This window comes from Rhodococcus sp. Q (genome assembly GCF_005503035.1).
GTDB lineage: Bacteria > Actinomycetota > Actinomycetes > Mycobacteriales > Mycobacteriaceae > Rhodococcus_G.
The window spans coordinates 1-22,448 of the sequence record NZ_SCOY01000005.1 but is presented as its reverse complement, the minus strand read 5'-3'; the positions used below and the strand labels follow the sequence as shown (position 1 = coordinate 22,448).

Annotated in this window: 25 protein-coding genes; 14 read left to right on the top strand and 11 right to left on the bottom strand. The window is 68.5% G+C overall.

Going from position 1 to position 22,448, the window contains the following annotated elements; translation table 11 throughout:
• Positions 1-453, bottom strand: coding sequence for a hypothetical protein (locus FFS72_RS07105; RefSeq protein WP_137873286.1), 453 nt, complete (start codon positions 451-453; stop codon positions 1-3).
• A 126-nt stretch (positions 454-579) separates the two neighbouring features.
• Between FFS72_RS07105 and ctaE the strand changes: the two genes are divergently transcribed.
• The 4 genes from ctaE (at position 580) to qcrB (ending at position 4,930) form a co-directional block, all read left to right on the top strand.
• The gene (gene ctaE / locus FFS72_RS07100) at positions 580-1,191 is read left to right on the top strand and encodes an aa3-type cytochrome oxidase subunit III (RefSeq protein ID WP_050064994.1); all 612 of its coding nucleotides are present in this window, start codon (positions 580-582) and stop codon (positions 1,189-1,191) included.
• Positions 1,192-1,254: 63 nt separating this feature from the next.
• On the top strand, positions 1,255-2,106 hold the full coding sequence (gene qcrC, locus FFS72_RS07095; protein ID WP_171018589.1) for a cytochrome bc1 complex diheme cytochrome c subunit: 852 nt from the start codon (positions 1,255-1,257) through the stop codon (positions 2,104-2,106).
• Positions 2,103-3,245: a cytochrome bc1 complex Rieske iron-sulfur subunit gene (gene qcrA, locus FFS72_RS07090; protein ID WP_137873285.1), complete on the top strand. Its 1,143-nt coding sequence runs from the start codon at positions 2,103-2,105 to the stop codon at positions 3,243-3,245. The genes qcrC and qcrA overlap by 4 nt, the downstream gene beginning before the upstream one ends.
• Complete coding sequence (qcrB, locus tag FFS72_RS07085) at positions 3,242-4,930, top strand: cytochrome bc1 complex cytochrome b subunit (protein WP_137873284.1); 1,689 nt, start codon at positions 3,242-3,244, stop codon at positions 4,928-4,930. Before qcrA ends, qcrB begins: the two co-directional genes overlap by 4 nt.
• Positions 4,931-5,052: 122 nt before the next feature.
• Here qcrB and FFS72_RS07080 read toward each other — a convergent pair whose 3' ends face one another.
• Positions 5,053-5,256, bottom strand: coding sequence for a sigma factor-like helix-turn-helix DNA-binding protein (locus tag FFS72_RS07080; protein ID WP_171018588.1), 204 nt, complete (start codon positions 5,254-5,256; stop codon positions 5,053-5,055).
• A gap of 121 nt (positions 5,257-5,377) precedes the next feature.
• Between FFS72_RS07080 and FFS72_RS07075 the strand changes: the two genes are divergently transcribed.
• The gene (locus tag FFS72_RS07075) at positions 5,378-5,713 is read left to right on the top strand and encodes an antibiotic biosynthesis monooxygenase family protein (protein WP_137873282.1); all 336 of its coding nucleotides are present in this window, start codon (positions 5,378-5,380) and stop codon (positions 5,711-5,713) included.
• A gap of 34 nt (positions 5,714-5,747) precedes the next feature.
• Positions 5,748-5,912 (top strand): hypothetical protein, encoded by a 165-nt coding sequence (locus FFS72_RS26370; RefSeq protein WP_171018587.1) that lies wholly within the window; start codon positions 5,748-5,750, stop codon positions 5,910-5,912.
• Positions 5,913-6,064: 152 nt separating this feature from the next.
• Here FFS72_RS26370 and FFS72_RS07070 read toward each other — a convergent pair whose 3' ends face one another.
• Entirely contained in the window at positions 6,065-6,481 is a 417-nt protein-coding gene (locus FFS72_RS07070) for a cytochrome c oxidase subunit 4 (protein ID WP_137873281.1), read from the bottom strand.
• A 74-nt stretch (positions 6,482-6,555) separates the two neighbouring features.
• A complete protein-coding gene (gene ctaC, locus FFS72_RS07065) occupies positions 6,556-7,626 on the bottom strand; it encodes an aa3-type cytochrome oxidase subunit II (protein ID WP_137873280.1) in 1,071 nt (356 codons plus the stop codon).
• 215 nt (positions 7,627-7,841) lie between these two features.
• Here ctaC and asnB point away from each other — a divergent pair, with 215 nt between their 5' ends.
• Positions 7,842-9,767: an asparagine synthase (glutamine-hydrolyzing) gene (gene asnB / locus FFS72_RS07060; protein ID WP_137873279.1), complete on the top strand. Its 1,926-nt coding sequence runs from the start codon at positions 7,842-7,844 to the stop codon at positions 9,765-9,767.
• A 72-nt stretch (positions 9,768-9,839) separates the two neighbouring features.
• Here the strand turns inward: asnB and FFS72_RS07055 are convergent, their stop codons facing one another.
• The 3 genes from FFS72_RS07055 to FFS72_RS07045 all read right to left on the bottom strand — a co-directional run bounded on the left by FFS72_RS07055 (position 9,840) and on the right by FFS72_RS07045 (position 12,471).
• Complete coding sequence (locus tag FFS72_RS07055; RefSeq protein ID WP_137873278.1) at positions 9,840-10,805, bottom strand: carbohydrate kinase family protein; 966 nt, start codon at positions 10,803-10,805, stop codon at positions 9,840-9,842.
• Positions 10,806-10,929: 124 nt separating this feature from the next.
• Positions 10,930-11,313 (bottom strand): HesB/IscA family protein, encoded by a 384-nt coding sequence (locus tag FFS72_RS07050; protein ID WP_050064984.1) that lies wholly within the window; start codon positions 11,311-11,313, stop codon positions 10,930-10,932.
• Between the two features lie 96 nt (positions 11,314-11,409).
• Positions 11,410-12,471 (bottom strand): glycerate kinase family protein, encoded by a 1,062-nt coding sequence (locus tag FFS72_RS07045; protein ID WP_137873277.1) that lies wholly within the window; start codon positions 12,469-12,471, stop codon positions 11,410-11,412.
• 103 nt (positions 12,472-12,574) lie between these two features.
• Between FFS72_RS07045 and FFS72_RS07040 the strand changes: the two genes are divergently transcribed.
• Positions 12,575-13,249, top strand: a complete 675-nt coding sequence (locus FFS72_RS07040; protein WP_137873276.1) for a DUF3043 domain-containing protein — start codon at positions 12,575-12,577, stop codon at positions 13,247-13,249.
• 54 nt (positions 13,250-13,303) lie between these two features.
• On the opposite strand, the gene FFS72_RS26365 is transcribed toward FFS72_RS07040, so the two are convergent.
• Positions 13,304-13,480, bottom strand: coding sequence for a hypothetical protein (locus FFS72_RS26365; protein WP_171018585.1), 177 nt, complete (start codon positions 13,478-13,480; stop codon positions 13,304-13,306).
• A gap of 84 nt (positions 13,481-13,564) precedes the next feature.
• On the opposite strand from FFS72_RS26365, the gene FFS72_RS07035 reads away from it, so the two are divergent.
• From FFS72_RS07035 to FFS72_RS07020, 4 genes are all read left to right on the top strand, one after another.
• Positions 13,565-14,539, top strand: a complete 975-nt coding sequence (locus tag FFS72_RS07035) for a helix-turn-helix domain-containing protein (RefSeq protein WP_137873275.1) — start codon at positions 13,565-13,567, stop codon at positions 14,537-14,539.
• A gap of 78 nt (positions 14,540-14,617) precedes the next feature.
• A complete protein-coding gene (locus FFS72_RS07030) occupies positions 14,618-15,079 on the top strand; it encodes a bifunctional adenosylcobinamide kinase/adenosylcobinamide-phosphate guanylyltransferase (protein ID WP_502704089.1) in 462 nt (153 codons plus the stop codon).
• A gap of 97 nt (positions 15,080-15,176) precedes the next feature.
• Positions 15,177-16,214, top strand: a complete 1,038-nt coding sequence (gene cobT / locus FFS72_RS07025; protein WP_249353189.1) for a nicotinate-nucleotide--dimethylbenzimidazole phosphoribosyltransferase — start codon at positions 15,177-15,179, stop codon at positions 16,212-16,214.
• A 4-nt stretch (positions 16,215-16,218) separates the two neighbouring features.
• A complete protein-coding gene (locus tag FFS72_RS07020) occupies positions 16,219-16,980 on the top strand; it encodes an adenosylcobinamide-GDP ribazoletransferase (RefSeq protein ID WP_137873272.1) in 762 nt (253 codons plus the stop codon).
• A gap of 184 nt (positions 16,981-17,164) precedes the next feature.
• Here FFS72_RS07020 and FFS72_RS07015 read toward each other — a convergent pair whose 3' ends face one another.
• Both FFS72_RS07015 and gcvT read right to left on the bottom strand, forming a co-directional pair.
• Entirely contained in the window at positions 17,165-18,268 is a 1,104-nt protein-coding gene (locus FFS72_RS07015) for a branched-chain amino acid aminotransferase (protein ID WP_137873271.1), read from the bottom strand.
• Between the two features lie 84 nt (positions 18,269-18,352).
• Positions 18,353-19,453 (bottom strand): glycine cleavage system aminomethyltransferase GcvT, encoded by a 1,101-nt coding sequence (gcvT, locus tag FFS72_RS07010; protein WP_137873270.1) that lies wholly within the window; start codon positions 19,451-19,453, stop codon positions 18,353-18,355.
• A gap of 148 nt (positions 19,454-19,601) precedes the next feature.
• Here gcvT and FFS72_RS07005 point away from each other — a divergent pair, with 148 nt between their 5' ends.
• Positions 19,602-21,113 carry a leucyl aminopeptidase gene (locus FFS72_RS07005; protein ID WP_137873269.1) on the top strand — a complete coding sequence of 504 codons (1,512 nt, stop codon included), beginning with the start codon at positions 19,602-19,604 and terminating at the stop codon, positions 21,111-21,113.
• Positions 21,114-21,185: 72 nt separating this feature from the next.
• Here the strand turns inward: FFS72_RS07005 and FFS72_RS07000 are convergent, their stop codons facing one another.
• A complete protein-coding gene (locus FFS72_RS07000; protein WP_502704084.1) occupies positions 21,186-21,521 on the bottom strand; it encodes an oxidoreductase in 336 nt (111 codons plus the stop codon).
• 269 nt (positions 21,522-21,790) lie between these two features.
• On the opposite strand from FFS72_RS07000, the gene FFS72_RS06995 reads away from it, so the two are divergent.
• The coding region (locus FFS72_RS06995) for a biotin/lipoyl-containing protein (RefSeq protein ID WP_283235406.1) at positions 21,791-22,448 on the top strand (658 nt) is incomplete at its 3' end.

Sequence of the window (22,448 nt, the reverse complement as noted above, 5' to 3'; positions counted from 1 at the left end):
TCAGAGCGCCCCGCTCCGCGGAGGTTGCAGGGCATCCCAACCCACGACGGTTCCGCCCGCTCGCTGCGCCAGACCCGCCATCCGCGACTTCTCCTGTGAGCAGTGCAGTGCGTCGAGGGTCTGGGTGCGTTGCAGGACGACGGCGACCAGACCGTCGGACACCTCCACTCCGGGGGCGTCGACGGGATCCGAGGCAATCACGTACCCGTCCTGGGCGGCCAGCTCGACGGCGCGCTCGACGCCGCCCCCCGGCAACCGGAGATGGTGCCGTAGGACAGCCTCGTCCTGCTCACTCCACGCGGGTGCGGTCTCGGCGCCACGGGCCAGTGCGGTGCTGCATGCCTCGGCGTCGTCGAAGCTCGACACGACCACCACCAGATCGGTGCGATCGGCGTCCAGCGCCACCGTCTTGCCCCGTCCGAAAAGCTGCTTCCACCACCGCGCACCAGTCATGTGATCAGCCTGCCATGAGCACCGACCTGCACAATCGCGACTTCAGGCATACTGGAATTCGGGCACGACGCGCCAACAGCGGACCCGGGTGGTCCTCTCGTACGACAACGCGTCATACTTCCTTCTGTGACGAGCGCAGTAGGGACCCAAGGATCCGCAATCACCCAGCGCGTGCACTCGCTGAACCGGCCGAACATGGTCAGCGTCGGCACCATTATCTGGCTGTCCAGCGAGCTGATGTTCTTCGCTGGTTTGTTCGCGATGTATTTCGTCGCGCGTGCACAGGCGAACGGCAATTGGCCGCCGGAGCCCACCGAGTTGAACCTGGCACTCGCCGTGCCGGTCACCGCGGTGCTCGTGGCCTCGTCGTTCACCTGCCAGATGGGCGTTTTCGCCGCCGAGAAGGGCGACGTCTTCGGCCTGCGCCGCTGGTATGTCCTCACGCTGGCCATGGGCACGTTCTTCGTGCTCGGCCAGGCGTACGAGTACATCCACCTGGTGGAGCACGGCACGACGCTGTCGAGCAGCGCGTACGGCTCCGTCTTCTACATCACGACCGGCTTCCACGGCCTGCACGTGATCGGTGGTCTCGTCGCCTTCGTCTTCCTGATTGTCCGAACCAAAGTCAGCAAGTTCACCCCGGCACAGGCGACGGCTGCAATCGTCGTCTCGTACTACTGGCACTTCGTCGACATCGTGTGGATCGGCCTGTTCGCCACCATCTATTTCATCCGTTAGCAGCTGAACGCAGTACCCAGCCCCAGCCCGTTCAGTCCGTCCCGCGAGACCAAAGGGATACAGATGAGTTCATCCCCCCCTTCAGCAGCCGCCGACAGCGCGTCTGCAACACGAGCCCGTCGTCAGCGCAAGTTCCGCCGCCGGATCACCGGCGCGCTGATCCTGATGATGGGACTTGTCGGCGCCGGCTTCCTCGCCTCGGCCCTCACGCCCACCCCGCAGGTCGCCACGGCGTCCGACGACGCGTCGGCGTTGATCCGCGAGGGCAAGCAGCTCTACGACACCTCGTGCGTCACCTGCCACGGTGCGAACCTGCAGGGTGTCCAGGACCGCGGCCCGAGCCTGATCGGTGTCGGTGAGGCAGCCGTGTACTTCCAGGTGTCCTCCGGCCGCATGCCGATGGTCCGCAACGAAGCACAGGCCGTCCGCAAGCCGACGAAGTTCGACGCCCGTCAGACCGACGCCATCGGCGCCTACATCCAGGCCAACGGCGGCGGCCCGACCACCGTGCGGGACGAGAATGGCGAGATCGCAACGACGTCGCTGCGTGGTGACGACATCGCCCGCGGCAGCGAGCTGTTCCGGCTGAACTGCGCGTCCTGCCACAACTTCACCGGTCGCGGCGGCGCACTGTCGTCCGGCAAGTTCGCGCCCGAGCTCGACGCCCCGAACGAGCAGCAGATCTACCAGGCGATGGCCACCGGTCCGCAGAACATGCCCAAGTTCTCGGATCGCCAGTTGAGCCCGGACGAGAAGCGCGACATCATCGCGTACATCAAGTCCGCCAGCGAGACGCAGAGCCCCGGCGGCTACGGCCTCGGCGGTTTCGGCCCCGCCTCGGAGGGCATGGCCATGTGGGCCATCGGAATCGTTGCCGTCGTCGGCGCAGCAATGTGGATCGGAGCAAGGTCATGAGCGACGCCGGACACGGCGGTACGCCGAAGAAGGACTACACGAAGGAAGAACTCGACGCGATGAGTCGCGACGAGCTCGTCACCCTCGGCACCAATCTCGACGGTGTCGACGTGGCGTTCCGTCGTGAGCGTTGGACAGTCGAGGGAACCAAGGCAGAGAAGCGTGCCGAGCGCGCCGTCGCCTACTGGTTCGCTCTCGCGGGCATCTCCGCGGTCGCGTTCATCGCGATCTACCTCTTCTGGCCCTGGGAGTACAAGGGCATCGGAGAAGAGGGCTACGACAAGTACAGCCTGTACACGCCGCTCATCGGTTTGACGATGGGCCTGGCGATCCTCGGGCTCGGTGTCGGTGCGGTGCTGTTCACCAAGAAGTTCGTTCCCGAAGAGGTGTCGATCCAGGATCGTCACGACCAGGGCGGTTCCGCCGAGGTCGACCGCAAGACGATCGTCGCCGAGCTGTCCGATTCGCTGGAGACCTCCACGATCGGTCGCCGCAAGGTCATCAAGCGCACTCTCGGTTTCGGTGCGGGTGCGCTGGGCGTCATGGCGATCATGCCGCTCGGTGGCCTGATCAAGAACCCGTGGGCCAAGGGCGACAAGTCCGACCTGTGGACCTCCGGCTGGACCCCCACCTTCCCGGGCGAGACCATCTACCTGCGCCGCTACACAGGCCGTCCGCACGACATCGTCCTGGTTCGCCCGGAGGATCTCGACGCGGGAGCCATGGAGACGGTCTTCCCGTTCCGTGAGTCCGAGCGCGGCAACGAGAAGGCGCTCGCGCACGCACTCAAGCGCGCCGACAACCCGGTGATGCTGATCCGTCTTCGCACCGAGGACAGCGACCGCGCGGTCCGCCGCAAGGGTCAGGAGAGCTTCAACTTCGGCGACTACTGGGCGTACTCGAAGCTGTGCACCCACCTGGGCTGCCCGACCTCGCTGTACGAGCAGCAGTCCAACCGGATTCTCTGCCCGTGCCACCAGTCGCAGTTCGACGCTCTGCAGTACGGCAAGCCAATCTTCGGTCCCGCGGCTCGCGCTCTGCCCCAGTTGCCGATTACCGTGAACGAAGAGGGTTTCCTCGTCGCCAACGGTGACTTCGTCGAGGCCCTCGGCCCCGGATTTTGGGAGCGTCGTTCATGACAACCATCACTGGCGGCCAGACCAAGGCCGCAGCTCACGCCGCGAAAGCCGGCGAGAATCTCGACTCGCGCTACCACCTGGCAGCCGGGATGCGAAAGCAGATCAACAAGGTCTTCCCGACGCACTGGTCGTTCATGCTCGGCGAGATCGCGCTGTACTCGTTCCTCATCCTGCTGATCTCGGGTGTGTACCTCACCCTCTTCTTCGACCCGTCGATGGCGGAGGTCGTCTACAACGGCGCCTACCAGCCGCTTCGCGGTGTCGAGATGTCGCGGGCGTACGCGACCACCCTGGACATCTCGTTCGAGGTCCGCGGCGGTCTGTTCGTCCGACAGATCCACCACTGGGCCGCGCTGATGTTCGCGGCGTCGATCATCGTCCACCTGCTTCGCATCTTCTTCACCGGCGCGTTCCGTCGCCCGCGTGAGGCGAACTGGGTGATCGGCTGCCTGCTGCTCATCCTGGCGATGTTCGAGGGCTTCTTCGGCTACTCGCTCCCCGACGACCTGCTGTCCGGCACCGGCCTCCGCGCCGCCCTGTCCGGCATCACCCTGTCGGTCCCGATCGTCGGTAGCTGGTTGCAGTTCCTGATCTTCGACGGCGACTTCCCGGGCACGCTGATCATCCCGCGTCTGTACGTCGCGCACGTGCTGCTCGTTCCCGGCATCATCCTGGCCCTGATCGGCGCGCACCTCGCGCTGGTCTGGTACCAGAAGCACACGCAGTTCCCCGGCACCGGCCGCACCGAGAACAACGTCGTCGGCGTCCGAATCCTGCCGGTCTTCGCCCTCAAGGGTGGCGCGTTCTTCGCCTTCACCTTCGGCATCCTCGCCGTCATGGGTGGCGTCCTGCAGATCAACCCGATCTGGAACATCGGCCCGTACAACGCGTCGCAGGTGTCCGCTGGTAGCCAGCCCGACATCTACATGATGTGGACGGACGGCCTGGCCCGACTGTGGCCGGCGTGGGAGCTCTACCCGTTCGGCCGGTACACGATCCCCGCGGTGTTCGCGGTCGCGCTGATCATGGGCCTGGTGTTCACGGTGCTGATCGCCTACCCGTGGATCGAGAAGAAGTTCACCAAGGACGACGCGCACCACAACCTGCTGCAGCGTCCGCGTGACGTGCCGGTCCGTACCGGCCTCGGCGTCATGGCCGTGACCTTCTACGCGATCCTCACGATCATGTGCATCAACGACATCATCGCGTTCAAGTTCGACATCTCGCTCAACGCGATGACGTGGATCGGCCGCATCGGAATGGTGCTGCTGCCTCCGATCGCCTACTTCGTCACCTACCGGTTCTGCCTGGGCCTCCAGCGCAGCGACCGCGCGGTGCTCGAGCACGGCATCGAGACCGGCGTCATCAAGCGCCTGCCGCACGGCGAGTACGTCGAGGTTCACCAGCCCCTCGGACCGGTGGACGATCACGGCCACCCGATCCCGCTCGAGTACCAGGGTGCTGCGATCCCGAAGAAGATGAACAAGCTCGGATCGGCCGGCAAGCCCGGTTCCGGCAGCCTGCTCTACGCCGACCCGGCAGACGAGGCAGCCGCGCTCCTCGCCGCCGAGCACGAGAAGGAGCACGAGCTCCTCACGACGCTGAAGGACTACCAGGACGAGGTGCACGGCATCGAGTCCGGTGCCAAGAGCATCGAGTCTGCGGACGGCGACGCGAAGCACTGATCGCAGTCGGCAACGACAACGGGGAAGGCCCCGAACCCACTACGGGTTCGGGGCCTTCCCCGTTGTCGTCCCGGACCGTCGATGCCTCGGGTTAGCTCACGCGCGTGCAGGCAACCGCTCCCCTACCCCATCGCCTCCGAGTTCCGCAGAACGCGCCGTAGGGCGTTCAACGCCCAGTGCTGACGCAGGAGAACCTCGTCCGGACCGACACCGAGGAGCCGTGCGGTGCGCTCCACGGACAGTCCGCGCACGACGCGCAGATGCAGTACGAGCCGCTGGTGCTGAGGGAGTTCGGCGATCAGGCTCGTCGCGTCGACTGTCGTCACCCCGTGATCGTGTCGAACGACAGGTCCCGGGTGGAAGAGGTGGGTGTCCCGAGCGTCCGGGACAATCCCGTCCCGGACCAGGACCGACCGCCTGACCACAGCGGCGGCCTACCATTCGGTGATGATCCTGGAACACGCTCGCCTGGTGGTGAAGCCCGGTATGGCCACCGAATTCGAGTCCGCGTTCGGTCACGCCAAGCAGATCATCGCCGGGATGCCGGGCTTCCGAAGCCTGAGCCTGTCCCGGTGCATCGAACGACCCGGCGCCTACCTACTGCTCGTCGAATGGGAGGCGCTGGAGGACCACACCGAAGGGTTCCGCGGATCTCCCGAGTATCAGCAGTGGCGTCGCCTGTTGCACCACTTCTACGAGCCCTTCCCCACGGTCGAGCACTACGAGCAGGTCGACGCCCGTTCGCCCCTGAGATCGAATCTGACGGCCACTCGTCAGGCCTGAATGCCCGGGATGACCAACCGAAGGGGAACACGTCGTGGCCGCGATCGGGGCGCTCCTACTCGTCATCGGCACGGTGGGAACCGTGGGCGCCATCCTGTTCGGTGGCCCCTTCATCGGTCCGTGGGCGCTGCCCGCGTCCGTGGCCTTCGTGGTCGTCGGGGTCATCGGCGTGCTCCTCATCGGAGGACGACATCGCTAGGGAGTGAACTGCGCCCCTTCAACGGAGCGAGCAACGGGTCATGGCCCGGCGGCGAACAACAGGGACACCCGCACCCCGGACACGCCGAAACGCCGAGGGCGCCGCACTCTGTGTGGAGTGCGGCGCCCTCGGCGCGAACGTGTGTGCCGCTGTCAGTGCTTCTCGGGACCGACGTGGTACTCGAAGACCAGGCCCGCGGCCGACGCGATGACCAGGATGGCACCGACGACGATCATCCAGGGCTGGAAGAACGCGAGGGCGACAGCCGTGAATGCGGCTCCGAAGGCGACCAGGATGGGCCAGAAGCTACCCGGGCTGAAGAAGCCCAGATCGCCTGCACCGTCGGAGATCTCGGCCTCCTCGTAGTCCTCGGGGCGGGTGTCGAGGCGGCGAGCGACGAATCGGAAGTAGGTTCCGATGATCAGGCTCAGCCCGCCGGTCAGCACCAGCGCGGTGGTGCCCGCCCACTCGACACCGGTGCGTGAGACGGCGGTGAAGATGCCGTACACGATCGCGATGAAGATGAAAAACACCGTCAAGATCTCGAAGAGCTTCGCTTCGATCTTCATATCAGCTCGTCCTTCAGCAGGTAGCTAGGTCGTTGGATGCCAGTGGCGCGGCATGCCCTGCATGCCCGGCGCGCCTACTGGTATTCGCCCTCGAGAACCTCGGTGGCCTGGCGGTAGGTGCGATCGGTGTTGAACGGTGTCGTCGACGTCGCAACCGGCGACTCACCGATCGCGTCGAGAGCCTCCGCGGTCGTCATGCCCTTGCCACCCTCGTCGGTGGGCTTGCGCAGCTCGATGTACTGCTCGAACTTCTCCGGGCTCACGGCGCGGACCTCGAAGTTCATCATCGCGTGGTACGTGCCGCACATCTCGGCGCAGCGGCCGACGAACGCGCCTTCCTTCTGGATCTCACTGATCTGGAAGACGTTGTCGGAGTGGTTCTCCTTCGGGTTCGGCATGACGTCCCGCTTGAAGAGGAACTCCGGAACCCAGAACGCGTGGATGACGTCGGACGCGGCGAGCACGAACTCGATCCGCTTGCCGGTCGGAAGGACCAGGATCGGGATCTCGGTGCTGCTGCCGACGGTCTCGATGGTGTCGTAGCGCAGGTAGGACAGGTCGTGCTCACCCTTGCCGGCGAGCGGCGGGGGGACGGCCTTGCCGTGGATGATCTGCTCTTCGGCCGGAGCCTCGGCCGCGGCCTGAGCTTCCTTGTCGACGCCGTCGTACTTCGCCGTGCCCTCACCGAGATCGATCGACCGGTAACCGAACTTCCAGTTCCACTGGAATGCGGTCACGTCGACGACGACGTTCGGGTCTTCCTTCTTCTCGTGGACGTAGTTCTGCACGACCACGGTGAAGTAGAACAGCACGGCGATGATGACGAACGGCACGGCTGTGTAGAACAGCTCGAGCGGCACGTTGTAGGCCGTCTGCCTCGGGAACTCCGGCGAGTCCTTCTTCTTCCGGTGGAAGATGACCGTCCAGAACGTCAGGCCCCACACGATCACGCCCATGAACAGGGCGGCGATGACCGACCAGGTCCACAGTTCGCGCATCCGCTCGGCCTGGGGGGTGATGCCCGACGGCCATCCGAAGCGAAGCACCGAATTGTCGATCGAACATCCCGACAGCAGCATGGCGGCCAGTCCCAATGAGACCACTAGCCCCGCTCGCCGAAGGATCCGACTCTGCGCCACGTTCACGCCTTCCTGATCGCCGCAAAATTGATAGGGGCAGCCCAGCGGACCACCCGAATACTACGCAGCGTAGACCAAAGCCGTCGCCTATCCACTCCCGGGTCACACCCAGCGGTTCGGCGGGTCTGCGGCATACTCGGCAGAATCAATCGGCAACTTCCTCCCCACCTGTTCACGCCGGTGCGGAGGTGCCCCCGAAGCGAATAGAGGTATTGGACGCTGTGTGTGGACTGCTCGGGTTACTGACCTCGGACGGAACCTCCGACGACACCGTCGCCCGGGTCGATTCCGCGATGCACTGCCTGCGTCATCGCGGCCCCGACGAGCACGGCACGTGGCACGACGACGACCTCGTTTTCGGCTTCAACCGACTCTCGATCATCGACATCGAGCATTCGCACCAGCCGCTGCGCTGGGGTCCCGCGGACAACCCGACCCGGTATGCGCTGACGTTCAACGGCGAGATCTACAACTACCTGGAGTTGCGCGAGGAACTCGCTCGCGACCACGGCGCCGAGTTCGCCACCGAGGGTGACAGCGAGGCCATCGTCGCGGCGTTCCATCACTGGGGTTCGGATGCGGTGAGCCGGCTGCGCGGCATGTTCGCTTTCGCGATCTGGGACACCGAGAAGCGGGAACTGTTCATCGCCCGGGACCCGTTCGGCATCAAGCCGCTGTTCCTGGCGTCCGGATCCGCGGGGACGGCGTTCGGCAGCGAGAAGAAGAGCCTGCTCGAACTGGCCGACGTCATCGGCATCGACACCGATCTCGATCCGCGGGCGATCGAGCACTACACGGTCCTGCAGTACGTCCCGGAGCCGGAATCGCTGCACGCCGACATCCGGCGTCTCGAGTCCGGTTCCTACGCGTGGGTGCGTCCCGGCGAGCAGCCGCGGATCACGCGGTACTTCACCCCGAAATTCCCGGTGCGGCCGTTCGCGCCCGGCTCGGAGCAGGTTCGTTACCGCGAGATCGCGGAGGCGCTCGAGGACTCCGTCGCCAAGCACATGCGCGCGGACGTCACGGTCGGCTCGTTCCTGTCCGGCGGCATCGACTCGACGGCGATCGCGGCGCTGGCGATGCGGCACAACCCGAAGCTGATCACCTTCACCACCGGATTCGAACGCGAGGGCTACTCGGAGGTCGACGTGGCCGCCGAGTCGGCCGCCGCGATCGGCGCCCGCCACATCGTGAAGGTCGTCTCCCCCGCCGAGTTCGCCGCTGCGATTCCCGAGATCATCTGGTACCTGGACGATCCGGTGGCGGACCCCGCACTCGTGCCGCTGTGGTTCGTCGCGAAGGAAGCCCGTAAGCACGTCAAGGTGGTGCTGTCGGGCGAGGGCGCCGACGAGCTGTTCGGCGGGTACACCATCTATCGGGAACCGTTGTCGCTCAAGCCGTTCGAATACCTGCCCGCGCCTCTGCGCCGGGCCGCCGGGAAGCTGTCGGAGCGGATCCCCGAAGGCACTCGGGGCAAGAGCCTCCTCAACCGCGGTTCGATGACCCTCGAGGAGCGCTACTACGGCAACGCCCGCAGCTTCAACGACGCACAGCTGCGGGCCGTGCTGCGGGACTTCCGCCCGGAGTGGACGCACCGGGACGTCACCGCGCCGATTTATGCGCAGTCTGCGGGCTGGGATCCGGTCGCGCGGATGCAGCATCTGGACCTGTTCACCTGGCTGCGCGGCGACATCCTCGTCAAGGCCGACAAGATGACGATGGCGAACTCGCTCGAGTTGCGCGTGCCGTTCCTCGACACCGAGGTCTTCGAGGTCGCCTCACAGGTGCCGCTGGATCAGAAGATCACCAAGAGCACCACCAAGTACGCACTGCGGCAGGCGCTCGAGGGGATCGTCCCGGCGCACGTGCTGCACCGCGCGAAGCTGGGCTTCCCGGTTCCGCTGCGGCACTGGCTGGCAGGCACCGAACTGTTCGACTGGGCGCACCAGCAGATCGCGGACTCGCAGACGGACCACATCTTCGACAAGGCCGCGGTGGCGTCGATGCTGAACGAGCACCGCGCGGGCACGTCGGATCACAGCCGTCGCCTGTGGACGGTGCTGTGCTTCATGGTGTGGCACGGGATCTTCGTCGAGAAGCGGATCGTGCCGCAGATCCAGGAGCCGGTGTACCCGGTCCACGTGTAGGGCGCGTCGCGCCCGTGAGTCCTCTCGGCCCGACACGGGACCGGAAGGATTCACGGGCGGCGCAGCCGCCTGCTACTTCAGCAGGGTGGCGATCTCCTCGGCGGCCTCGGTGCCGTACGCCTCCGCGAGACGCTTGACGGCGTCGTCCCGGTCGAGGGTCCACTCCTGGGTCCCGACGGTCTCGAGGACCAGCACCGCGACCAGCGACCCGAGCTGCGCGGACCGCTCGAGGCCGAGTCCGGCGCTGCGGCCCGTCAGGAATCCGGCACGGAAGGCGTCGCCGACACCGGTCGGATCGACCTTCGCCCGCTCCGGGACGACGCCGACGTGGACGAAGTTGCCCTCGCGGTCGACGATCTCGACGCCCTTCGCGCCGAGAGTGGTGACGCGCAGACCGATCTGATCGGCGACCTCCTTCTCGGTCAGGCCGGTCTTCTGGAGCAGCAGCGCCCACTCGTACTCGTTGGTGAACAGGTACTCGGCGCCGCCGATGAGTTCGCGTGCCTCGGCGCCGGAGAGCCGCGCCAGCTGCTGCGACGGGTCCGCCGCGAACGGGAGCCCGAGCTCGCGGCACTGCTGCGTGTGCCGTGCCATCGCGGCGGGGTCGTTCGCGCCGACCAGGACCAGGTCGACGCCCGCGGGCAGGTCGGCGAGGGAGATGTCCCGGGCCTCGCTCATCGCACCGGGGTAGAACGACGCGATCTGCGCCATGTCCTCGTCGGTCGTGCAGACGAAACGAGCGGTGTGCGCGACTTCGGACACGTGAACGGCGCCGCAGTCGACACCGTGCTTCTCGAGCCAGCCCCGGTACTCGGCGAAGTCTGCTCCGACCGCTCCGACCAGCAGCGGCGATCCGCCGAGCACACCCATCGCGAACGCGATGTTGCCGCCCACGCCACCGCGCCGGACCACGAGGTCGTCGACGAGGAAGCTGAGCGAGATGTGCTGCAGCTGATCGGCGATCAACTGCTCGGCGAAGCGTCCGGGGAAACGCATCAGGTGATCGGTGGCGATGGAACCGGTGACCGCGATTGTCACGCGCTGACCTTTCAGTTCGACGGGTGCAAAGTGCACACGCTACCCGCCGGGCGCACCACCCCTGGACACACGTCCGGCGCGGCACCCGAGTGGATGCCGCGCCGGCGGGGAGGGTGCGGTGCGATCAGTTGAACGAATCGCCGCAGGCGCAGGAGCCGGTGGCGTTCGGGTTGTCGATCGTGAAGCCCTGCTTCTCGATGGAGTCGACGAAGTCGATGGTGGCGCCCTCGACGTACGGTGCGCTCATCCGGTCCACGGCGAGGTTCACACCGCCGAAGTTGACGACGAGGTCACCGTCGAGAGAGCGGTCGTCGAAGAACAGCTGGTACCGGAGTCCGGCGCAGCCACCCGGCTGAACGGCGATACGCAGGGCCAGGTCGTCGCGACCTTCCTGGTCGAGCAGAGCCTTCGCCTTCGAGGCGGCGGCGTCGCTCATCACGACCTTGTGTGCAGCCTCGTCCTGCACCGCACCTTCGGACTGAACGGCACTCTCGTTCTGCACTGACATGGACTCTCCCTGTTCGCTCGTACCAAAACCGTGAACATGTCAACCGTACTCTCCGCCGCACTATTCCCGCCGTCGGCGTGCTGTTTCGAGCGGCGATCACCACGTCCGTGCGACGCGCGCGGCCAGGTCGGCCAGTTGCGTCGCCGCGTCGTCCATCGCCAGCTGTACCGATCCGGCGTGCTCGGCGACGGAATGGACGCCTCGCAGGCCGAGTTCCGCCAGGTCGGAATCGGTCCTGTCGACAGCGACCTGACCTGCGAGAACGACCACGGGAACACCGTGGATGCGGGCGGCGCGGGCCACTGCGACCGCGACCTTTCCGCCGAGGGACTGGCGATCGAACCGGCCCTCGCCGGTCACGACGACGTCGGAGTCGCGGAGCAGGGCGTCCTGTCCGGTGACGTCGGCCACCACGTCGGCGCCCGATCGTCGCTGCGCCCCGAGCGCGAGGAGCGCGGCGCCGAGACCGCCCGCGGCGCCCGCACCGACGGCGCCGGACACGGAACCGCCCGCTTGGGCGTCGAGAATCGGCGCCCAAGCGGCGTTGCGGCGTTCGAGTTCGTCGACGGCGGCGGGATCGGCGCCCTTCTGCGGTCCGAACACCGCGGCCGCGCCCCGCGGTCCCAGGAGCGGATTCTCGACATCCGTGGCCGCGACGAGACGCACACCGGCGAGCCGCTCACGCGCTGCGGCCAGCCCGGCGGCGTCGGGTGTGCCACCGAGCGCGGTGACCAGACCGCGACCGCCGTCGGTGCAGCCACTGCCACCGAGCCCGACGACGACGGTGCGCGCGCCCGCGTCGAGCGCCGCGACCACCAGTTCGCCGACTCCGGTGCTGTGCGCGGCGAGGGCGGTGGCAGGTTCGGGTCGGAGCAGGTGCAGGCCACATGCCTGCGCCGATTCCACGTAGGCGGTATCGCCTGCCTGCACCCACCTGGCGACGACGCGTTCGTCGAGGGGGCCCGACACGGCGGCCTCACGAATCAGACCGCCGTGAACCGCCAGGACGTCGACGAAGCCGGGCCCGCCGTCGGAGCGCGGCGCCGACACCAGGTCGTCGCCGGGGCGGGCCCGCGTCCACCCGGCGGCGATCGCGGCGGCCGCCTCGACCGCGGTGAGGGTGTCGCCGAACGAATCGGGAGCGATGAGCACTCGCATCGGGCGAGTGTAGGACCGGATCGGCGGGCGGGCCCTGCCGCCGATCGGGCGGGACGGGTGAGCGGGGTCGAAAGGAGTACCCGCAGGCAAGTAGCCTGGTGACGTGAAACTGCTGCGCCGTGGAAACCCCGACAATCCCGACAACGGTGACGCCGGTGACGCCGGGGTCGACGAGTCGACCGCCACCGAGCCGAGCTCGAAGGCACCGTCCGCTGTCACCGAAGGCAAGGGCAGGCCGACGCCGTCCCGCCGCGAGGCGGAAGGCAAGCGACGCGGCCCGGTCACGCCCGCACCCATGACCTCCAAGGAGGCACGGGCCAGGCGCAAGGAGAGCCGCGGCGACAAGGAGCAGCGCAAGGCGGCCGCCGCCGAGCGGCGTGCGGACGCCGCGGATCGGCGCGCCCGGATGCTCGCGGGCGAGGACAAGTACCTCCTGCCCCGCGACAAGGGCGAGGTCCGGGCCTACGTGCGCGACCTCGTCGACTCGCGTCGTCACCTGGTCGGCATGTTCATGCCGCTGGCGGTGCTGCTGATCATGGCGATGTTCCTCAATCCCGCGATGCAGGCGATCGTCACGCTGGTCATGTTCGTGATGATGCTGTTCATGGTCGTCGAGGGCGTGATCATGGGACGTCAGATCAACAACAAGGTCCGCGAGCGTTTCCCGGATTCGATCGACGGCGGATTCAAGCTCGGCTGGTATGCGTTCGTGCGCTCGTCGCAGATCCGCAAGATGCGTGCCCCGCAGCCCCGCGTCTCCCCCGGCGACGCCGTCTGATCTCGGCGCCGTCCGACCTCGATGCCGGCGGGCCGCGTCCCGCCGGCATCGAGGTCAGTTGTGCGGTGCTCTCCCCCGGAGAACCGTCATGTCGGCGGCGATGCGTTCGACATCCCGGTCGGTGACGGCCTCCGCTCCGCGGCGCGGGTCGACGAGGTGACGATTCCTTCGTGCTCGTTGTCGGCCCTTCGTGAACACCGCTGCGACGGCCCGACTCATGGTGTCGTTCATGGCAGTAATTCTTCGACCGAATAATTGCTGCCGAAAGTGGCAGCAATGACAAACACCGTCAAGATAGCGCCATAGACTGAAGTCATGCTGTCGCGCGTGTCGGTCCTCCTCCTGGACCGGGTGGCAATGTTCGAGTTCGGCACCACCTGCGAGGTGTTCGGCCTGGACCGGTCGGCTACCGGTGTGCCCGCCTTCGACTTCCGCGTTTGCGGCATCGAGGCCGGAGTTCCCCTGCGCACCAACATCTCCGGCACCACCCTCACCCCGGACCACGGCCTCGACGGGCTCGCGGGCGCCGACCTCGTCGTCCTCTCGGCCACGACGATCCGGGACAACTATCCGCCCGACGCCGTCGACGCGATCCGATCTGCCGCCGAGTCCGGCGCCATCGTCCTGTCGGTGTGCTCCGGCGCCTTCCTCGCCGGGGCCGCGGGACTGCTGGACGGGCGCCGGTGCACCACGCACTGGATGCACACCGAGGAACTCGCCCGCGCGTTCCCTGCGACGACCGTCGACCCGGACGTCCTCTTCGTCGACGAGGGTGCGCTGGTCACCAGCGCGGGCACCGCCGCGGGCATCGACGCCTGTCTGCACGTCGTTCGCCGCGAACTCGGGTCCGACGTCGCGAACACCATCGCCCGGCGCATGGTGACCTCACCGCAGCGCGACGGCGGTCAACGGCAGTTCATCGAACGTCCTACCCCCGACTGCGCCGCGGGTGGCGTCGCCGACCTGCTCGACTGGCTCGGCGACCATCTCGCCGCACCGCACACGGTCGAATCGTTGGCGTCCCGCGCCGCGATGTCCCCTCGCACCTTCGCCCGCAGGTTCGCCGCCGAGACCGGGACCACTCCCGGAAGATGGCTCACGGCACAGCGAGTACTTCTCGCGCAGGATCTGCTGGAACGGTCCGATCTTCCCGTCGAGGACGTCGCCCACCGCTGCGGATTCGGGTCCGCCGCCCTGCTGCGTCACCACTTCCAGCGGCAGCGCGGACTCGCGCCTGCCGAGTACCGCCGACGCTTCGGAGACGCCGCCGAGGCCGTTGGTACCGTCTAGCGCGTGTCCACCGCCGCGCATCGCACCCTGGTTCTCGGCGGGGCTCGTTCCGGCAAGTCCGGCCACGCCGAGTCCCTGATGCCTGCAGGCGCGGTCCGGTACATCGCAACGTCCGCGCTCGATCCCGACGACACCGACTGGGCCGACCGGATCGAGGAGCACCGCAGACGCCGACCTGCGCACTGGACGACCCTGGAGAGCGCATCGGGACCCGGCCTCGCCGAACTCCTGCGTGCGGGCGGTCCGCCGACGCTGGTCGACGATCTCGGAACATGGCTCACCACCGAACTCGACGCCGCCGACGCGTGGGATGCGCCGCGCGGCACGATCGGCACCCGCTGCGACGACCTGGTCGACGCGGTCTCCGGCCACGCCGGAATGCTGGTGCTGGTCAGCCCGGAGGTGGGGCTGGGTGTCATTCCCGAGACCCGGTCGGGCAGGCTGTTCCGGGACGAGATCGGCGCCCTGAACGGCAGGCTGGCACAGGTGTGCGACGAGGTACTGCTCTCCGTCGCGGGCCTGACGGTCCGATTGAAGTGATCATGCCTCGGCATCCAACGAAAGGCCCACTGTGACAACCGATTCGAACTCGACCTCCGAGTCCGTGACGTTCGACCCGGTCATCGCACCGTCGGCCATGGTCCGCTCCGCCGCCAATGCCCGGCAGGCTCAGCTGACGAAGCCCGCGGGGTCGCTCGGTCGCCTCGAGGCCCTGTCCGCGTGGGTCGCCGCATGCCAGGGCGAGTGCCCTCCCACGGTTTTCACGCGCCCGCGGGTGGTGGTGTTCGCGGGTGACCACGGCATCGCCCGGCACGGTGTGTCCGCGTACCCCGCCGAGGTTACCGCTCAGATGGTCGCCAACATCACCTCCGGAGGGGCCGCGGTGAACGCCCTCGCCGCGACCACCGGCGCCGGTGTCCGCGTCGTCGACATCTCGGTCGACGCCGACACCGATCCCACCGTCTCCCAGTTCAAGATTCGCCGCTCGAGTGGCGCCATCGACCGCGAGGACGCCCTGACCCAGGACGAGGTCGTCCGGGCGATCGACGCGGGCCGCGCCATCGCGGACGCCGAGGTCGACGAGGGCGCCGACCTGCTGATCGCGGGCGAGATGGGCATCGGCAACACGACACCGGCGACCGTGCTGATCGCGGCGCTCACCGACACCGAACCCGTGGCTGCCGTGGGCCGAGGCACCGGCGTCGACGATGCGGGCTGGTCACGGAAGACCGCGGCGATCCGCGATGCCCTCCGACGGGTGCGTCCCCACGTCGCCGATCCGGTGGCGCTGCTCCGGATCGGCGGCGGCGCGGACCTCGCCGCGATGGCGGGATTCCTCGCGCAGGCAGCGGTGCGGCGCACGCCGGTGATCGTGGACGGGGTCGTCGTCACGGCGGCAGCGTTGGTCGCCGAGGACCTCGCTCCCGGCGCCCGCGAATGGTGGGTCGCCGGCCACCGGTCCCCCGAACCGGCGCATGCCGTGGCGCTGCGACAGCTGCAGCTCGATCCGATCATCGACCTCGGCATGCGCCTGGGCGAGGGGTCGGGGGCGCTCGTCGCCTATCCGATCCTGCAGGGCGCGGTCGCGACCCTCGCGAACATGGCGACCTTCGACGACGCGGGCGTGAGCACCCGGGACGCCGCCCCCGAGTCCGAGCCCGAGTCAGCGGAGTAGTCCGGTGCTCGGCGGGTTGCGACTGGCGCTGTCCTGGCTGACGGTCCTGCCCGTCCCGCATCGCGACGACGGCCCGGCGATCGACCGGACGTCGGGCCGACGCGCGATCACCTCGACGCCACTGGTCGGACTGCTGCTCGGAGCGGCCGCCGCCGCGGTGCTGTGGATCGCCCTCCGTGCGTCGCTCGACCCCGCCCTCGCCGGGCTGATCGCCGTTGCCGCGTTGGCACTGGTGACCCGGGGCATGCACGTCGACGGGCTCGCCGACACCGTCGACGGACTCGGCTGTTACGGCGCACCTGACCGCGCACTCGAGGTGATGCGCAGCGGCGGCGTCGGACCCTTCGGCGCGGCCGCACTCCTGATCTGCCTTGGCGGACAGGCACTCTCGTTCGGCGCACTCGCCTCGGGCGGACAGTGGGCCGCGATCGTCACGGCGGTGGCGGCGGGCCGTGTCGCGGCCGTCCTCACCTGCCGGACCACCCTGCCCGCGGCCGCCCCCACCGGGTTCGGCGCTCTCGTCGCGGGGACGCAGAGGGCATCGGTGTGCGCGGCGTGGTCGACGGTCCTCGTCGCGGGTGCGGTGTTCGCGGTCCCGGACCGCTGGTGGCAGGGTCCCGTGGTCGCCGCCGCCGCATTGGCGCTGGCGCTCGGACTGACCCGGCACTGTGCCCGCCGGTTCGGTGGCGTCACCGGCGACGTCCTCGGCGCTGCGATCGAGGTGTCCGTCGCCGTGACCGCGGTCGGGTTCCTCGTCGGAGGCTGACCTGCGCCTCAGCAGGTACCGGCCAGGCCCGGCAGGTCGTCCGACGCACACCGGGCGCCACCCGCCGGCTCGCGAGCCGGGCCGAGCGCGTGCTCGACCCCGGCGTGGTGCTGCGCGCCGACTCCGGGGCGGGCTCCGCCACGGTCGGCCGCGTGATCAGCGCGGCCGACCTCGACCGACCGTGTCAGGCCAGGGTGGTCATCCAGCCGTGGGTGTCGGCGAAGGTGCCCCGTTGGATGCCGGTGAGGGTGTCACGCAGCGCCATCGTCACCTCACCCGGTTCGCCGCCGCTGACCGTGAACTCGCCCTCGGCGGACTTGACCGTGCCGACCGGAGTGATGACCGCGGCGGTGCCACAGGCGAACACCTCGGTGATCTCGCCCGAGGCCGCCTTCTCACGCCACTCGGCGGTGCTGATCCGACGCTCTTCGACGGCGTACCCGGCGTCGGCGGCGAGGGTGAGCAGGGAGTTGCGGGTGATGCCCGGCAGCAGTGAACCCGACAGTTCGGGGGTGACCAGGCGCGCCTCGGAGCCGGAACCGAAGACGAAGAACAGGTTCATCCCGCCCATCTCCTCGACGTAGGTGCGTTCGATCGCGTCGAGCCAGACGACCTGGTCGCACCCCTTCTCCGCGGCCTGCGCCTGCGCGACGAGCGACGCCGCGTAGTTGCCCGCGAACTTGGCCGCACCGGTACCGCCCGGCGCGGCGCGCACGTACTCGGTGGACAGCCAGACACTCACCGGCTTGACGCCCTTCGAGAAGTACGCGCCCGCCGGCGACGCGATGAGCAGGTACTTGTAGCTGTTCGACGGACGCACCCCGAGCCCGACCTCCGTCGAGATCATGAACGGCCGCATGTACAGGGCGTCCTCGCCGCCCGCGGCAGGCACCCAGTCGCCGTCCACGGCGAGCAGCTCCGTGATCGACCGGTGGAACAGGTCCTCCGGAAGGTCCGGCATCGCCATCCGCCGAGCAGACGTGTTCAGGCGCTCCGCGTTCGCGGACACCCGGAACGACGCGATCGACCCGTCCTGCTGGCGGTATGCCTTCAGTCCTTCGAAGATCGCCTGCCCGTAGTGCAGGACCATCGTCGCCGGATCCATCTGCAGCGGTGCGTACGGCTGCACCGTGGCGTCGTGCCAGCCGCGGCCCTCGGTGTAGTCGATCGTCACCATGTGGTCGGTGAAGTACGTTCCGAACCCGGGGGCGGCCAGTACTCGCGCGCGCTCCTGCTCGGAAGCAGGTGAGGGATGCGGAACGCGCGTGAATTCGAGGACACCAGTCATGCGCCGAATCTTATCCAACCCTCCGTGCACGACATTGCGCGAGTGTGGGTCTTCGTTCCGTCACAGCCCCGGGAGGTGCCTGTTTCAGCGCGTGTGCACCGGAACGAACGGAGGCGCGACCACCTCGCACCCCAGCGCACGGCCACGCACGTCGACGGTCAGTTCGTCGCCCGCCGCCAGACCCGCGGACGAGTCGAGCAAGGCCAGCGCGATCCCCACCTTCAACGTCGGCGAGAACGTCCCCGACGTCGTCTCTCCGACCACGACGCCGTCGCGCAGCACCGACTGCCCCTGCCGCAGCACGCCGCGGTCGAGTGCACGCAGACCCCACATCGTTCGCGCCGGGCCGGCCGCCTTCTGCGCGAGGAGCGCGTCGCGGCCCCAGAACTGCGGCTTCTTCCAGCCGATCGCCCAACTGCACCGCGCCTCGAGCGGCGAGATCTCGGTCGACAGTTCGTGACCGTGCAGCGGATACCCCGCCTCCGTCCGCAGGGTGTCGCGCGCGCCGAGGCCTGCGACCTGGCCTCCGGCCTGCTCGACTGCCGCGACCAGCGCACGGAACACCGTCGCGGTGTCGTCCCAGCGGGGCAGCAGTTCGAAACCACGTTCGCCGGTGTAGCCGGTCCGGCACACCCGCACCGGAGAGCCCTCGAACTCCGCGTCGGCGAAGGCCATGTAGTCCATGTCGGTGGGCAACCCGAGCGCAGTGAGCACCTCGGCCGACCGCGGACCCTGGACGGCGAGCACGCCGTGGTCGCGGTGCAGGTCCGTCACCGTCACGCCCTCCGGGGCCTGCGCCGCCAGTTCCGCCACCACCGCGGCGGTGTTCGCCGCGTTCGGCACCAGGAACACCTCGTCGTCGGAGACGAAGTACGCGATCAGGTCGTCGATCACGCCGCCCGTCTCGTTGGCGCACAACGTGTACTGGGCGAGGCCCGGGCCGATCCGGTCGAGATCGTTTGTCAGACAGGCGTTCACGAAGGCCGCGGCACCCGGACCGACCACCGAGGCCTTACCGAGGTGGCTGACGTCGAACACACCGACCGTGTCGCGAACCGCGGTGTGCTCCGCCACGACTCCCGCGTACGACACGGGCATCTCCCATCCACCGAACGGCGCGAACGTGGCGCCGAGTTCGACATGGAGGGCGTGGAGGGGACCGTGCTGGAGTTCCGCATTGCTCATGCCACCACGCTAACGGACCGCGCACGCTGCAACGCCGCCGAATCCGCCGACGACCCGTCCCGGTGCCGCGGCAACGGCGCCGGCCGCGCCGTGACGCCTCGAACTACAGTTGCGGACAACGCAATCACTTACACCCCAGGAGTTGACCGTGAGCCCTGCCACGTCCGACGCACCGATCGGCCCGGAACTCGTCCTCGCCGGCTCGATCACCGCCCGGGTCGACGTGCTCGTCGTCGGCCTCACCACCGGCCCCGACGGGCCGGAGGTCTCGGTCGGCGAGGCCCTCGACGACGCGACCGCGGAAGCCGTCCTCGCTGGTCTGGTCGCCGTCGGCGCGACCGGCAAGGCGGAGGAGATCACCCGCGTCCCCGCACCGGCGGGCCTGTCCGTCTCGAGCATCGTCGCCGTCGGGCTCGGCGCCCCGGACGCGGTCGACACCGAGCAGGTCCGCGCGTCGGCGGGTGCCGCCGCACGCGCTCTGAGCGGCACCGCAGTCGCCGCGACGACGCTGTCGTTCATCGACCTGGCAGGCGCGGCCGAGGGTTTCTACCTCGGCGCGTACACATTCACCGAGTTCAAGGCGAAATCGGCACCCAAGGACGACGCCCTGCCGGTCCGCCGCGTCGAGCTGCTCGTGGACTCGCCGCGCACCGCCGCCACCAAGAAGGTTCTCGCGCGCAGCGCGGCGATCGCCGAAGCCGTCGCCACCGCACGTGAATTCGTGAACACGCCGCCGAGTCACCTCTACCCGGAGGAGTTCGCCGCCCGCGCGAAGGCTCTGGGCACCGCGGCAGGCCTCAAGGTCGAGGTCCTCGACCAGAAGGCACTCGAGAAGGGCGGCTACGGCGGCATCGTCGGCGTCGGCAAGGGCTCGTCGCGCGGTCCCCGCCTGGTCCGGCTCACCCACACCGGTGGACGCGGCGCGACGAAGGTCGCCCTCGTCGGCAAGGGCATCACCTTCGACACCGGCGGCATCTCCATCAAGCCTGCCGCCGGCATGGAGAACATGACGTCCGACATGGGCGGCGCCGCCGCGGTCATCGCGACCGTCGTGCTCGCCGCGAAGCTGGGCCTGAAGGTCACGGTCGACGCCTACGCACCGATGGCGGAGAACATGCCGTCGGCGACCGCGCAACGCCCCGGCGACGTCCTCACCCAGTACGGCGGCACCACGGTCGAGGTCGTCAACACCGACGCCGAGGGACGACTCGTCCTCGCCGACGCGATCGTCAAGGCCTGCGAACAGAACCCCGACTACCTGCTCGACACCGCGACCCTGACCGGTGCGCAGATGGTCGCGCTCGGCACCCGCACATCCGGCGTGATGGGTACCGACGACTTCCGGGACCGCGTCGCCCGCATCGCGCAGGAGGTCGGCGAGAACGCGTGGGCGATGCCGCTGCCCAAGGAACTGCGCGCCGACCTGAACTCGAAGGTCGCGGACCTGATGAACGTGACCAACCATCGGTGGGGCGGCATGCTCGCGGCGGCCGTGTACCTCAAGGAGTTCGTCGCGGACGGCGTGCAGTGGGCGCACATCGACATCGCGGGCCCGTCGTACAACACCGGTGGCCCGTTCGGATACACCCCGAAGGGCGGCACCGGTGTCCCGGTCCGCACCATGATCACCGTTCTGGAGGACATCGCCGCCAACGGGTAGGCGTGCTGCACGCCTGTGCGTGATCCTCGCTCCCCCCGGGGGGTGAGGATCACGCACGGGCGGCGTCGCCGCTCACGCCTCCCGGGCGCGTTTGCGGAGGATCCGCTGCCGCGAGTCGTAGTCGCGCATCCGCTGCGGATACCCGGTCTTGCGCACGTCGTACACGGGGATGCGCAGGTCGTGGCCGAGTTTGCGGGCACCGCGCTCACCGCCGACTGCGCGACGCGTCCACGCGCCGTCGTTCGCGACGAGTACGACGGTCGTCGGCGTGACGGTGGTCTTCGGTTCGACGAAGGCCTCAACTCCGATGTGGGAACGCGCCCAGTTCGCGAGATAGGCGGCGTCCTCGTCGCGGACCCGCTCACCCTTCCGGTGGGAAGAGCCGAACAGTTTCATACGCAGCCCCATCGCGCTCACCTCGTTCCGATCCCACACACCTGTGCAATTGCAGTGTGCCAGCGAATGCTGTGAGGGTGGTGAGACGTTGTGATGCGGACCTCATCGGACGGCGAATCCGCGTAGGTGTAAGGATGAGTACGCACCGCGGCGCGGCTGTTCGGACGGCGTGTTCATCCATCGCAGCCCAACCCGAGGCAGCACCCGTACTGCAGAATGAATTTCGACCACAAGTCGACAAACTCACAAACCCGAACACAACTGTCGAGGAGTCAAAAGAAATGGCCTTCTCCGTCCAGATGCCGGCTCTCGGTGAGAGCGTCACCGAGGGAACCGTCACGAGGTGGCTCAAGCAGGAGGGAGACACGGTTGAACTCGACGAGCCCCTGCTCGAAGTCTCCACAGACAAGGTCGACACCGAGATCCCCTCGCCTGCTGCCGGCATCCTGACCAAGATCGTTGCGCAGGAGGACGACACCGTCGAGATCGGTGGCGAGCTCGGAGTCATCGGTGGCGCCGACGAGGCCCCCGCAGCACCCGCGGCCCCTGCGGCTCCCGCAGTCGAGGCCCCCGCCGCGCCCGTCGCGGAGGCTCCCGCGGCCCCGGCTGCACCCGCGCCTGCCGCGCCCGCAGCCCCGGCATCCGGCACCCCGGTCACCATGCCCGAGCTCGGCGAGTCCGTCACCGAGGGCACCGTCACCCGCTGGCTCAAGGCCGTCGGTGACGATGTCGCCGTCGACGAGCCCCTCCTCGAGGTCTCGACCGACAAGGTCGACACCGAGATCCCCTCCCCGGTCGCGGGAACCCTGCTCGAGATCAATGCGCAGGAAGACGACACCATCGCGGTCGGCGCGCAGCTCGCCGTCGTCGGCTCCGGCACCCCGGCCGCCGCACCGGCAGCACCTGCCGCTCCCCCGGCACCGCCTGCCCCTCCGGCAC